Annotated in this window: 10 protein-coding genes; all 10 read left to right on the top strand. The window is 45.0% G+C overall.

Annotated elements, in window-relative coordinates:
* Nucleotides 1–22 precede the first annotated feature (22 nt).
* The 10 genes from metK (at nt 23) to HXT28_RS03295 (ending at nt 13,647) form a co-directional block, all read left to right on the top strand.
* Complete coding sequence (gene metK / locus HXT28_RS03340) at nt 23–1,243, top strand: methionine adenosyltransferase (protein WP_032814545.1); 1,221 nt, start codon at nt 23–25, stop codon at nt 1,241–1,243.
* Nucleotides 1,244–1,323: 80 nt separating this feature from the next.
* The gene (locus HXT28_RS03335) at nt 1,324–3,840 is read left to right on the top strand and encodes a primosomal protein N' (protein WP_422113230.1); all 2,517 of its coding nucleotides are present in this window, start codon (nt 1,324–1,326) and stop codon (nt 3,838–3,840) included.
* Nucleotides 3,841–3,928: 88 nt separating this feature from the next.
* Entirely contained in the window at nt 3,929–5,125 is a 1,197-nt protein-coding gene (locus HXT28_RS03330; RefSeq protein WP_422113229.1) for a shikimate dehydrogenase family protein, read from the top strand.
* A 110-nt stretch (nt 5,126–5,235) separates the two neighbouring features.
* Nucleotides 5,236–6,111, top strand: coding sequence for an RNase adapter RapZ (gene rapZ, locus HXT28_RS03325; RefSeq protein ID WP_155639964.1), 876 nt, complete (start codon nt 5,236–5,238; stop codon nt 6,109–6,111).
* A gap of 361 nt (nt 6,112–6,472) precedes the next feature.
* Complete coding sequence (gene whiA, locus HXT28_RS03320; protein ID WP_064347282.1) at nt 6,473–7,420, top strand: DNA-binding protein WhiA; 948 nt, start codon at nt 6,473–6,475, stop codon at nt 7,418–7,420.
* An 811-nt stretch (nt 7,421–8,231) separates the two neighbouring features.
* Nucleotides 8,232–9,437: a phosphoglycerate kinase gene (locus HXT28_RS03315; protein WP_422113228.1), complete on the top strand. Its 1,206-nt coding sequence runs from the start codon at nt 8,232–8,234 to the stop codon at nt 9,435–9,437.
* Between the two features lie 201 nt (nt 9,438–9,638).
* The gene (gene tpiA, locus HXT28_RS03310) at nt 9,639–10,436 is read left to right on the top strand and encodes a triose-phosphate isomerase (RefSeq protein ID WP_016637649.1); all 798 of its coding nucleotides are present in this window, start codon (nt 9,639–9,641) and stop codon (nt 10,434–10,436) included.
* 52 nt (nt 10,437–10,488) lie between these two features.
* Complete coding sequence (gene secG / locus HXT28_RS03305; protein WP_016637650.1) at nt 10,489–10,737, top strand: preprotein translocase subunit SecG; 249 nt, start codon at nt 10,489–10,491, stop codon at nt 10,735–10,737.
* A 121-nt stretch (nt 10,738–10,858) separates the two neighbouring features.
* A complete protein-coding gene (locus HXT28_RS03300; RefSeq protein WP_422113227.1) occupies nt 10,859–11,686 on the top strand; it encodes an HAD hydrolase family protein in 828 nt (275 codons plus the stop codon).
* A gap of 587 nt (nt 11,687–12,273) precedes the next feature.
* Entirely contained in the window at nt 12,274–13,647 is a 1,374-nt protein-coding gene (locus HXT28_RS03295) for an AMP-dependent synthetase (RefSeq protein ID WP_422113226.1), read from the top strand.
* The last annotated feature ends 561 nt before the right edge of the window (nt 13,648–14,208 follow it).

The raw sequence follows: 14,208 nt of genomic DNA, 5'->3' as shown, positions 1-14,208 counted from the left end.
GACTATGAGTTTAGGGGGGAATGTGGAAGAACGTAAGTTGATTTCTGCAGAATCTGTTACTGAAGGTCATCCAGACAAACTGTGCGATCAGATTGCTGACGCTATTTTGGATGATATGCTGCGTCAAGATGCTCATGCGCATGTTGCTGTAGAGGTGTGTGCTTCGGTTGGGCAGTTTGTTGTTTTCGGTGAAGTGCGTGGAGAGGTATATACGGATATTCCAGGCATTGTGCGTCGTGTAGTGCGTAATGTTGGGTATACGAGTTCAACGATTGGGCTTGACGCCGATTCTTGCGGTGTGATGGTTTCTTTAACTGAGCAGAGTGCTGAGATTAATCAAGGCGTTGCTCGCTTAGATGCGATGCATGAAAGTGCTGCTTCTCGCGAAGAACGTTATGCTGCTCAGGGAGCTGGAGATCAGGGTGTGATGTTCGGTTATGCGAGCGACGAAACTGATACGTTTATGCCACTGCCGATTTATCTGGCTCATCGTTTAGCACAGCAGCTTGCGCGAGTTCGTAAGGATGGTATAGTGTCACATTTGCGTCCAGATGGTAAAACGCAAGTAACTATTGAGTATGATGCTAACGGTGTGCCACAACGTTTGGATACTGTTCTTATTTCTACACAGCATGATTCTGAAGTCTCTCGCGAATGGCTTCAGACTCAGCTTGTAGAACATGTTGTTGAGCCTGTGTTAGATGAAGTACTTCCACATAGTATTGCGCATGATTCGTACCGCATGCTGGTAAACCCTACTGGTTCTTTTGTGTTGGGCGGTCCTGCGGCAGATTCTGGTTTAACCGGTCGAAAAATTATTGTTGATACCTATGGTGGTGCGGCGCATCATGGTGGCGGTGCTTTTTCTGGTAAAGATCCTAGCAAAGTGGATCGTTCTGCTGCTTATGCTGCTCGCTGGGTTGCAAAGAATATTGTTGCTGCCGGTCTTGCTCATAAAGCAGAAGTGCAGGTTGCGTATGCTATCGGTATTGCTGATCCTGTAAGCGTGAATGTTGAAACGTTTGGTACTGAAGTTGACGGTATTACGCGCGCAGATATTGCGCGTGCTGTTCGTGAAGTTTTTGATTTGCGTCCGGCTGCTATTATTGACGAGCTTAATTTATTGCGTCCAATTTATGCAAAAACTGCAGCTTATGGTCACTTTGGTCGCAAGGATGTGCTTTTCCCGTGGGAAGAAACGAATCGCACTGAACAGCTTCGCGCTGCATTAGGTTGCAAATAGTCAATAGTATTGCTCAATAATGTTGCAGTAAACTAACAGTAGTTATGTGAGGTAATTCAAACAGAACTAAAGGGTATTGTATGGCAGAGCAACCTTCGTTAGATGGATTGGCGCGTAAAACAAAGCGTAAACGTAACGCTGTTTCGCGTGTTCCTGCGGGTGATTGTGCTATTGCTCACGTAATGCTTGATGTTCAAGCTTCACATTTGGGTCGTACGTTTGACTATTTGATATCTCAAGATCAGGATGAGGTGGCTCAGCCGGGAGCTTTCGTGCGCGTGCGTTTTGGTGCGCAAAAGCTTACAGGCGTTATTTGGTCGCGGTCTTCGCATACTGATACTCCTGCTTCTGCTTTGCGATTTTTAGATCGCGTGCTTCCTTCAGATGTGTTACTTTCTAAGTCTTTGCGCGATGATATCGATGCTATTGCAAAGGCTTATGGGGGAACTAGTGCGAATATTCTTCGTCTTGCTGTTCCGCAGCGAGTGGCTCGTGTAGAACATGAAGAAGTATTCGATAGTATTCGCCTCCATCGTAGAAAAGATTGGTGTAACAAACTTAAGCAACGTTTGATCAGTAATCACAATGCTGATTCAGCGTATGCTACTACTGCGCGAATGCTTGAATCTTACGAAAATGCGGATATGCTATATCAAGCGTTAAGTAAGAATACTACTTATGCAGATTTTGGGAAGCAGTACGTTGAATATCAAAGTGAGTATCAAGCAGCGAATCAAGTAGTGAATCAAGCAGCGAATACCGTTTCTCAAGCTTTTGTAGTGGATGCATTTCCTGGTAGTCAACGACTCGCTCAAGACTTGGCTTGGATGCTTGCTACAGCTATAAGTGCAGGTAAGCAGGCTGTTGCAGTATTACCCACGCTTCGCGAAGTTAATGATGTGATGCGTGCGCTTATGGCGTATGGTTTAAAGCCGTATAAGCGCATGGATGAAACGCATCCGGGTTTTTCGGCTGGCAGTTTTGACGGTGATGTTGCGCGTTTATCGTCAGCGGATACTCCAGCTGACCGTTACCGTGCGTGGCGTGCTATAGCGTCTGGAATAGTTCCTTGTGTGCTCGGAACGCGTGCTGCAATGTACGCTCCGGTTGAGGGGGATGCATTATTTGCTATTGTTGAAGATACCGCCTACCAGTATGCTGATGGGATGATGCCTTACGCTCAAGCTCGCGGGGTTTTGCGACTTCGTGCAAAACGACATGGTGGCGTGTTTGTAGCGATGGCGTATTCGCGAAGTGCGTTAAGTCAAAGCGAAGTTGATTGCTATTTGAAAAATTCACAAGTTCCGCAAGTTTCGCAGGTTCCGCAAGAAGTCAGCGGATCTAGCGTTCCTGTAACTGCGCGCAAATCAGCTCGTGAAAAACTAATCCCTTGGGTTCGCTGGCTTAATCGCGAAACTTTAGCAACGCTGGCTGATCCAAGTATTGGGGCACGCATACCGCATATTGCAGTAAGAGCAATTAACGATGCGCTTGATGAAAATAAGCCCGTGCTGCTTTCCATTCCACAAGATGGTGTAGCTCAATCAGCAGTGTGTACTTCATGCAAACAGCAAGCACGTTGTAAACGATGTATGGGTCCTCTTGACGTTAGTAATCCTAAGCAGTCAATTCGCTGTCTTTGGTGTGGCGCTAGTGCAGTATCGTGGGTGTGCTCGCATTGCGGAAATAGTAATATGCGTATTATACGAGTTGGGGCTGCTGGTACTGCCGGTGAATTAGCGAAACTATTGAAAAATGTACCTATTGTACTTTCATCTCCTCATCAGCCGAATGGCATTATTGAGTGCATTGATGAGCAGCGTGTCGTTGTTGTAGCGACACCAGGCGCTGAACCGCGCGTTCGTTCACAAAACGGCAATCAAAATGGCGAATACGGTGTTGTTGCCATACTCGATACGTGGGTGAGCTTGTATGCGTCAGGTCTTGACGCGCGAATAGATACGCTTACTGCTTGGATGAAAGCAGCTGGATTGTGTGCGCCTCGTACTCGTGGTGGCAGCGTGCTGTTAATTGGTGAAACTTATTCGACTCTAGCTAGAGCGCTTACGCTATGGGATACTACACAAATTTCTTGCAGTGAAATTCTTGAGCGAAAACAAACAATGTTGCCTCCTTGTGTAACAGCAGCATGCGTGTGGGGAGCACGCGATGCTGTTGTGCAAGCACTACAAAATATTGGTGCTATGCCAAAAGAACAAGCCGCCACGAATCATCACCCTCATCAACATCAAGATGCAGGTACATCACATACTTCACATGATTTACCGAATTTACCCAACATGCTTACGTTTGATGCGCAAACTACATCCGCGCACACCGCGCAACCTGATCAACCTACTGAACTTGCCACAATTCCGCCACTGCTAGGTATTGTTCCTATGCACCCGCCGGCTACCGACCAGTATCATCATTTTGTTGAACTCGACGATCGTGTAAAAGCGGTAGTAAGAGTACCAATTTCTTGGCGACAAGAACTAGTAGATCGCTTGCATAAGGAAATAGCACACCATGTTGCAACGCGAGCTGCAGGAGAATTGCGTTTCTGCATTGATCCAAAAGACTTACTAGCTTACTAAAATATACTTAATATGTACGCATGAAAGCGTGCCGAAGTATCATAGAGCTTACTGAAGCTTATGAAAGCGTGCTGATAAGGGAGTAACTATGTCAAAAATATATCATTGCGCGGTATTGGGAAACCCTATTGCTCACTCGCTATCTCCCGTATTACACAACGCAGCTTATCAAGCTTTAGGACTTACGAATTGGCAATATAGCAAGAAAAAAGTCAGCGAAACTGAGCTAGCGGATTTTATTCGTCACTTAGATGAATCTTGGAAAGGCTTAAGCCTTACTATGCCACTGAAAAAAACCATAATGAAACTCGGCACTCCTTGCGACTACTGGTCTAAAGTGCTTAACGTAGCAAACACAGCGATTTTTACCAGCAATCCTGCAACTGCTTCGCCTTCACAAATTGAACTGTGCAACACGGACGTAAGCGGCATAATTATGGCTTTTATTCAGGCTTTGCACGAGCGCATAACCGGCGTAAAAAAAGCTGTTATTATTGGCAGCGGCAACACTGCATCCTCAGCAATGGCGGCACTTATAGAAATTGCGCAAGCCTCAAAACTTGAGCAGGTACAAGTTGTTGCTAGAACTGAAAGTGACGGTAGCGTAAAAGGTGTTGAACGTTTTAATAATCTTCTGCGCGCGTATTGCGCTGATTCTCCAAACAGCAGAAGCATAGAGCCGTGCTTAGAAAGTAGTGAAAATGAAAGTAGTGAAAAGAAAAGCAATGAAACCGACGCAAATTACGAATCGGTTATAGGGATTGAGTTTCCAAAAATTAGCGAAGAAATATTAAAATGTGACGAATCTCTCATTTTGCAATCTTTAAGTTCCTTAGATGCAATTCGCGCAATTGCAGAAGCAGATATTGTAATAAGCACCGTTCCTGCGCACGTTGCAGACGGCTTGGCAATAGCACTCAAAGCATACTGCAAAAATAGGCGCGTAAAAAGCCTAGGAACACTGCTTGACGTAGTGTACGATCCTCGCCCAAGCATGCTTCTTAGCGCGTGGAGGCAATACGGATTGGGGATTGGCGGCGAAGAAATGCTTTTGTATCAAGCTTTAGAGCAAGTAAAGCTTATGACGTTTGAGTACAGAAATTCTAAAGAAGAAACTGAAGTAAAAGCTGAAGAAAAATCTGAAGAAGAGGCTGAAGTAAAATCTGAAGTAATCGCGGAAAATATTTCTAATAATGATTCTGACAAGACCGAAGATTACGATAATTCTAAAGATCCTAAAGATTTAATTGATTGCATGCGAAAAGCATTACAGGAGGCATTATGAGCGCCGAAAATCAAGCTGATGCGAAAAGCGATATGCAAAATAGCGCGCAAAATATCTCGCAAAATAGCGCGAATCAAGAATTAGACGCAAATACTCACGGCGCAATCAACATGCAATTAGCAGACGGTTTTGAAGTTATGCTAATCACCGGCATGAGCGGAGCTGGGCGCTCGCACGCAGCCAACGCTTTGGAAGATATGGGATGGTACGTTATCGACAATCTTCCACCAAAACTACTCATACCGCTGGTAGATATGATGACATCATCCGGTTCAAAAGTGCACAAACTTGCCGCAGTTATTGATGTGCGCTCGCGAGGATACTTCGATGACTTATTCGCTGTGCTCGCACATATTGACGAACTTGGCGTAAAAACGCGTATATTGTTCTTAGATGCTTCAGATTCTGTGCTTATTAAGCGCTACGAGTCTGTGCGAAGACCGCATCCTTTACAACGCGGCGGTAGACTTATTGACGGCATTCGAGAAGAACGTGAGCTGCTGAGTCATTTAAAAGATTGCGCGGATATTATTATCGATACTTCAACTTTGAGTATTCACCAACTTTCAACTAAACTTTATGAAGGTTTGCTTGGTAAGGGTTCTTCGACGGTAGCGGTACATATTTTCAGTTTTGGTTTCAAATATGGAATGCCAATGGATGCTGATTTTGTGGCGGATATGCGCTTTTTGCCTAACCCATTCTGGGTACCGCAATTGCGTGATTTAACTGGAAAAGATAAGCCTGTAAGCGATTATGTTCTTGCAAATCCTGCAGCTGTTGCTTTTTTGGATGCTTACGAAAAGGCGCTGCTTACTGCTATCGATGGTTTTGCTAAAGAAGATAAGCATTATGTGACCATTGCTGTTGGTTGTACAGGAGGTCAGCATCGTTCAGTGGCAGTGAGTATTGAGCTTGCTAGGCGTTTGCGTTTGCATGGCTTGCAAGTTACTGTATCTGCGCGAGAACTTCAGCGCAGATCGTGAATAATTATTAGTGCAATGTATGAATAATTATTGTAAATGTTTATTGTAAATGTTTATTGTAAATGTTTATCGTAAATGCATAAATAATTATCATACGAGAATAACAAACGAGAATAGTAGACCAGCATATATCAACAAATAAATATAATTAATAAAATTAATAAAATTACAGCAAAAACAAAACTATATAAGCTTAAAAATTCAATAATTACAAAAAATTGTACTGTACGCATGAACAAATAATGCTAAAATGTCCAACGTATTCTGTATCACAGAAAGCCGGGCATGTCGCGTGCCACCGCACCATGCAAGTAACAATAGCACGCATATTTTAAGAAGAACAAAAGTAGGAGGTTGTCCCTTGGCTCTTCTTGACGACGTCAAAAATGAACTCGTTTCCAACAACAATGAGCTCCCGACGGTCATTATGGCTCAAGCAGCAGCGATGATGCGTTTTGCTGGCGGTTTAAGACCAGTAAATAATCAAGCAATCATCCGCGCTCAGTTTGATTCGCAGCGTGCCGCACAGTGGCTTCTTGAAGTTTTGAAGGTGTATTTCCAGCGAGAAGCTACCATTTCGCAAGTTTCTCGTCAAACGCCTACAGGCACAGTTGTTCGCTACGACGTCGTAGTTGAGCGTGGGGCGGCAGCATTGGCATTACAATCTGGCTTGCTTGACCGTCGTATGCGCATTGTTGCTGGTCTAGCTCCTGAAATTGTCGGTGGTAGCATTGCCCAAATTAAAGCAGCTTGGCGTGGTGCTTTCTTAGCGCATGGTGCAATTTCCGATCCAGGCAAAGCTAGTTACCTTGAAGTCGTGTGCCCAACTCACGAAGCTGCAAACGCTTTACAGACGATGGCAGCACGTTTAGGCATTAGTGCTAAAGCACGTCAAGTACGTAGCTCCGAACGTGTGACTTTGCGCGATTCTGACGCAATCGAACGCATGTTGAACTTAATTGGTGCTCCTCGCTCGGCTCGTGAATGGACTGGAAAGCGTTCAGATGGCGAGGCTCGTGGTAAAGCGAATCGTTTAGCTAACTTTGATGATGCGAACATGCGTCGTAGTGCTAAAGCTGCCGCCGAAGCTTGCGAAAAAGTTCGTCACGCCTTCGATATTTTGGGCGACGACATTCCAGATAATTTGTTGATGGCTGGAAAGCTTCGTTTGGAGCATAGTGACGCAAGCTTGGAAGAACTTGGACATTTAGCTGATCCTCCTATTACGAAGGATGCTATTGCAGGTCGTATTCGTAGACTTTTGCAGCTTTCGGCGAAAGTTGAGAAGTCGCGTATGCAGCAGCTTTAGTGCTGTTTTTGTGCGTTTATAGCAGAGTTAATTTTTTAATTGCGCGAGTTGTTTTTGCTTCTCGCGCTTTTTTATTTTCGATATTCTTGAGTTTCGTCTATAAGTTTTGGCTGGTGTTTTGCTTGTGGGTTTCTTGTGTGGCTGTGAGGGGTGGGGTTACTTGTCTCGCAGCGCTACGCTCTTATACCTCATTTGGTCTAATGGATAGGTAGTTAAGTTTAGTTTTTTGCTTACTTTTTTGCGGAAATAGTTATTCATCAAAAAGATTATTACTATCGCTCCGCTTTTATATTGCTCGACCAAGCAACACCCACCCCTCACTACTAGTAAAACCGCTAGTGTTCTTTGGTGTGGTAGGTGCGTCTGATGTGGCGTGCGCAGCAGCATGAATGCTAGTGTTCTCTAAGCAATAAATACTCAGCGTCTGCAGAGCAATACTGTTAAAGTTCCATGAATCAACAAGTAATCAACGTTAGCAAAGCACAACTGCAAAGCTACATAATCGACGTTAGCAGAGCATTACTGCAAAGCTACACTAGCAACGTTAGCAGAGCATTACTGCAAAGCTACACTAGCAACGTTAGCAGAGCATGACTGCAAAGCTACATAATCGACGTTCGCAAAGCACGACTGCAAAGCTACAGAATCAACGTTAGCAAAGCACGACTGCAAAGCTGCGTGGCTCATAGGGGATTGTTGAAGACCTGCGGTATAATTGCACACGGCATTGAGTTAATGTTTAGGCTGATTTCACGTCTTTTTGAACGAATTAAGCCGGTATGGTAAGCCATATGATTTGGAAAGGATACCAATGAAGACACTGAAAGATTTGGGAGATTTGAGTGGCAAGCGCGTGTTAGTCCGTGCTGATTTTAATGTTCCTCTCAAGGGTACTACTATCACCGATGATGGTCGTATTCGTGCCGCTTTGCCAACCATTAAGGCTTTGCGCGAGCAGGGTGCGAAAGTGATTTTGATGGCTCACCTTGGTCGTCCAAAGGGTCAGGTTGTTCCAGAGCTTTCCTTGGCTCCAGTGGCAGCTCGCTTGGGAGAGCTGCTTGGAGTGAATGTTACTTTGGCTGCAGATACTTACGGCGAGGATGCTCAGGCTAAGGTTGCTGCCATGAACAATGGTGACGTTGTTTTGCTTGAAAACGTGCGTTTCAATGCTGAAGAGACTAGCAAGGATGCTTCCGAGCGAGCAGCTTATGCTAAGAAGATTGCGGCTCTTGGTGAAGTATTCGTTTCCGACGGCTTCGGTGTTGTTCACCGCGCTCAGGGCTCTAACTACGATGTTGCTGCCGATCTTCCAGCTGCTGCCGGCTTGCTTGTTGAAAGGGAAGTTAAGGCACTTTCTCGCGCAACCGAGAATCCAGAGCGTCCTTTGACTGTTGTTCTCGGCGGCTCCAAGGTTTCCGACAAACTCGGCGTTATTGAAAACTTGCTCTCTAAGGCCGACCGTCTTGTTATCGGTGGCGGTATGGTCTTCACCTTCCTCAAGGCTTTGGGTCACGAAGTTGGCACTTCCTTGCTCGAGGAAGATCAGCTCGAAAAAGTCAAGGGCTACATTGAAACCGCTAAGAAGAACGGCGTTGAGCTTGTGCTTCCAACCGATATTGTTGTGAACGCTGGCTTCCCAGCAGGCGATACTCCTGTTGCCCCAGAAGTTGTTCCAGCTGACGCTATTCCAGCAGACAAGATGGGCTTGGATATTGGTCCTGACTCTCAGAAGCTGTTCCACGACCAGATTGTTGATTCCAAGACTGTTGTGTGGAACGGCCCTATGGGTGTGTTTGAGGTTCCAGAGTTTGCAGCAGGCACTCGTGCTGTAGCTCAGGGCTTGGTTGACGCCACTAAGAACGGCACTTTCACTATTGTTGGCGGCGGTGATTCTGCTTCTGCAGTGCGCAATCTTGGCTTCCCAGAAGATGGCTTCTCGCACATCTCTACTGGCGGCGGCGCTTCCCTCGAGTTCTTGGAAGGCAAGACGCTTCCAGGCTTGAGCGTACTTGAGTAATTATTAGTAATTATTAGTAATTATTTAGAGCGATAAAACGTTCGCTTACATTTGACGTTGCGAATATTGTGCCGGCTCAACGGAGAATATCAGAAGTATCGATTCTCTGTTGAACCGGCATAATGCAATAAATTATCTGATTTGCAATATAACTATATGATTCGCAATATAGCTATGTAATTATTTCTAAGAAGGATTTGCATGAGTTCCAGTCGCACCTACTTAGTCGCAGGTAATTGGAAAATGAATTTCAATCACCGCGAAGCAACGCATTTTATACAAAAATTTGCGTGGCTCTTGCGTGATGCGCATTATGACTATCATGATTGCGAAGTGGCTCTTATGCCTTCTTTTACTTCTATACGAAGCGTGCAGGTTCTTGTTGAGTCTGATCGTCTACCGATACTATATGGAGCGCAAGCGGTTTCGGTAACTGCTCAAGGCGCTTTTACCGGCGATGTTTCTGCGGATATGCTTGCAAGCCTAGGCTGCTCAATGGTTATTGTTGGACATTCTGAGCGCCGCAAATATCATCCGGAAGACGACGCAAATATTGTAGACCAAGTGCGTGCGGTGCTTGCTGCAGGCATGCAACCAATTTTGTGTGTTGGCGAAAGTTTTGAGGAACGCAAGCAGGGTATTGAGCTTGATTTTGCGGTAGGGCAGGTTCACGACGTAACGCGCGATTTGGATGCTAAACAGGCTAAACGCTTGATTATTGCTTATGAACCGGTGTGGGCGATTGGCACAGGCATGGTTGCTACTGCTCAATCTGCGCAGGAAGCAGCATACGCTATTCGCGAAGATTTACGCGCGACTTTTGGCGACGATGTTGCAGATACTGTTCGTATTCTATACGGCGGTTCGGTGACTTCTGCTAATGCATCAAGCCTTATTGCGGAACCGGATGTTGACGGCTTTTTGATTGGCGGCGCTTCTCTTGATGCTGAGGAGCTGTCAAATATTGTGCGACTCACTGCTGCTGCAGCGCGTCTATAGGTCAACGGTTCTTATTAAACTGAGCTAAGTACTGTGAAACAGGAGGTTGTTTGTGTCCGCTGTAAAGATTATTTTGCAGGTATTGCTTGTGCTTACTAGCGTTTTGCTCACACTGTTGATTTTGATGCACAAGGGCAAGGGCGGCGGCCTTTCCGACATGTTCGGCGGCGGTTTAACGAAGAATGCTGGTAGTTCCGGTGTTGCAGAAAAGAATTTGAACCGTTGGACAGTGATTATTGCGCTGATTTGGGTTGCAGTAATTGTTATTTTGAACTTAATGACTAAGTTCTCGCTAATTTAAGTATTCTTCTTTGAAAAGCGCATAGTCGGCAGATTGTGCACTTTTTGTTTATTTGGCTTCGCTTATTTAGTCTCGCTTATTTAGTCTCGCTTATTTAGGTTTATTCATTTAGGTTCTTACAATGCTGCGTTTTTCTCCTTCTTTAGTAATTGCTGATCTTGACGGCACTATGCTTCACGATTCCGATACTTTTGAATGCCGCTTTTTAAGCCGCGAAACTATGCAAGCTGCTGAGCGTTTGCATGAATCTGGGATTCCGCTTGCTATTATTACGGCTCGTCCTGTTGGAAGTGCTTTTGATTTTGTTCACGATGTAAATGCTCAAGTTTGCGCGTATCTCAACGGTGCGCTTATTGATTTTGATTGCGCGCATAGTACCGTTAGTGAACTTACTTCGCAAAAGAGCATCGATACTCTTACGCGTTTTGGGTTTGATTCTAAGCTTGCTAGTGATGTTTGCTTGCGATTGCTGCACTCTATTCCTACGCTTCGGCTTGGTATTGTGATGAACGACGTTCGTTACACTAATTTTGATGTTCGTATGCTTTGGAACGAGCAGGATTTTATTATTACCGATTTTTCTAATGTTCCAAGTGGCATTGCAGACAAGATTATTATTGTTCCTCGAGAGAGTGAGAAGGAAAAACTTCAGAGCATTCTTCCGGACGATTTTTCCTTGCATATTAGCGAAGATGTGTTGTGGATGCTTACGAATCCTCTTGCGAATAAGGGGCATGCGCTGAACGTTATTTGCGATCGCTTGGGCGTGAAGGCGAGCCGCACGGTTGTTTTTGGTGACGATATTATTGATATTGATATGTTCCGTGCCGGCGGTTACGGGGTAGCGGTGGCGAATAGTAACCAGCGTTTGCTTGCGATTGCAGACGAGATTTGCGCTTCCAACAATGACGATGGCGTTGCTAACTGGCTTAAAAACGAATTGTTCTAGCGGTTTATTGCAATCATCATAATCGGACGCGTAATCGGACGCAAATAGCAGTAAATCGGACGAGTTCTATAAAATACGGACGCGTTTGCAAACTCTTTCTGGCAAGTAATTACCGTTATTTTCTCAGTTGGTTAATCTGCTTGAGCGCTCCAATTGTGGGGAAATTTCCTCGCGTTTGGAGCGTCTAACCCTCCGCAACCCTCCAAACGTGAGATGATGCTCGCGCTCTAAGCGCTCGCTTACGAAACTCGCGTGCGCCATCGCAACGTTTTAACCAAATCTCGCTGGCGAACTCTTTCTGGCAAGTAATTACCGTTATTTTCTCAGTTGGCTGACTGAGTTTTTAACAGTGTTGTGCCTATCACCGTTATTTTCTCAGTTGGTTGACTGAGTTAGTAACAGTGTTGAGCTTATCACCGTTACTTTCGCAGTTGGTTGACTGAGTTAGTAACAGTGTTGAGCTTATCACCGTTACTTTCGCAGTTCGTTAGCTGAGTTAGTAACGTTCACTACCTTCCTGTAATACCTCTTATCCACAACGCTCAAAATTTATTGCGCAAATATTGTATCTTTGAATAATAATTTGTATGAGCAATACTAGTAACGAAATAATACGCATGATCGAAAATGCAGAAAGTAATCATCAGTGCATACGACCAATTACTGGTGCGCAAAAGCAGTATGCGTATAGGTGCGTGAAGAAAGGCACTTTTGTGCGCACTTTCCGCAATCTTTACGCGCGAACTGAGTATTGGCAGAAGCTATATCCGTCTGAAAAAATGCGTCACATAGCTATTTCTTTAATGGAGATTTATCCAGAATGGAAGTTCACTGGTCCTACTGCTGCTGCGCTACTTGGCTATGATATTGTGGAAAATTATGATGATGTAGAAGATGGCAGTGATAATATTCAGCGCAACTTCAGTTCTTCTGTAAGTTCAACGAAGATTTATATTCGTAGTTCTGTGCACAAGTCTGCTAACGATAATCCGTATTTGCATAGGATTATGCGAACATGCAAAGAACAGGATGGTACAAGCAATGACGTGCGCATTGTGCAGCCGAGTCGAAATCATGGTAGACGTCTCGTTACGCTTCCGCATTCAAGTGACAGAGTAAGTTATGAGATTAGAAGTCATATTGTTGACAAGAGCACGATGCTTTTTGATGTTGCGAATACTGTGAATTTTAGGACAGCGCTGCCGATTTTTGATTCTGCTGCGCGCGATAACGTGAATTTTAACAAGGTTCTTGAGATTTGCGGAAGAAGATACGGGACTTCTGCTGGCGGACGTAGAAATGGTTGCGCTAATAAGTTGCAATACGCGGACGACGTTTATGATGAGTACGATTCATTCAATGAAGAGTATGAAGATTTGCGTACTCGTGAGAAGAGTGTAGTTACTGCTAATTCTGCGGAGTCGTTTGCGAATGCATTCGTTGGCGGCGGGTTCGGAAAATATGGGAGTAAGGAATATTCGCTTCTTATGCTGCGCCGCCTTTGCCTTTTTAAGAATGGTTTAAGTGAGAATGGCGGCGAGTCTTTTGCGCGCGGCACGATGATTGATCTTGGGTTTATGGTGCCTGAGTTGCAGCATGAGTTTGTTGCGTCAAATTCTAGGGTTAAGTATAGGTGTGATTTTTTGTGGCGGGTTTCGGGCGGTGGTCTGATTGTTGGTGAGCTTGATGGGTATGGGAAGTATTTTGTTGATTCGACTAATTCTACGCATGCGAATATCAACTTCAATTCTTCGTCTGATACTCAAATGTTGCGTAATTCCTACAATCAGGCCGCTATTAATCGCAATATTGATAGGCAGGCGGAGCGCGAGTCGGTGCTTTTTAGGGAGTGCGGAGTGAGTAAGATTGTGCGCTTTAATTTTGCGGATGTTGTTGGCGTTAAGAATCTTGAGCGGAAGCTTGTTGAGGCTGGTGTGCCGCGGATTATACGCGTTGGATAATATCGAGCGCTTAAAGCGCGCACGCTTTACCGTTTTTCGTTACTGGCGCAGTTGGGCGGAGTCATACGTCGAGCGCTCCAATTGTGGGGGAATTATCTCGCGTTTGGAGCGTCTAACCCTCCGCAACCCTCCAAACGTGAGATGATGCTCGCGCTCTAAGCGCTCGCTTACGAAACTCGCGTGCGCCATCGCAACGTTTTAACCAAATCTCGCTGGCGAACTCTTTCTGGCAAGTAATTACCGTTATTTTCTCAGTTCGTTAGCTGAGTTTTTAACAGTGTTGTGCCTATTACCGTTACTTTCGCAGTTCGTTAGCTGAGTTAGTAACAGTGTTGTGCCTATTACCGTTACTTTCGCAGTTCGTTAGCTGAGTTAGTAACGGTGTTTTACTTATCACCGTTACTTTCGCAGTTCGTTAGCTGAGTTAGTAACGTTCACTACCTTCCTGTAATACCTTTTATTCGCAATTACCGAGATTGCCCTGCAGCTATCTTCGCTTATTGCGTAAAATCGGACGCAAATAGCGGCAAATCGGACGCGTTCTACAAAATACGGACGTGT

Source organism: Gardnerella washingtoni (assembly GCF_049262705.1).
Taxonomy (GTDB): Bacteria; Actinomycetota; Actinomycetes; order Actinomycetales; family Bifidobacteriaceae; genus Bifidobacterium; species Bifidobacterium vaginale_D.
This window is presented reverse-complemented; position numbering and strand designations above follow the sequence as displayed.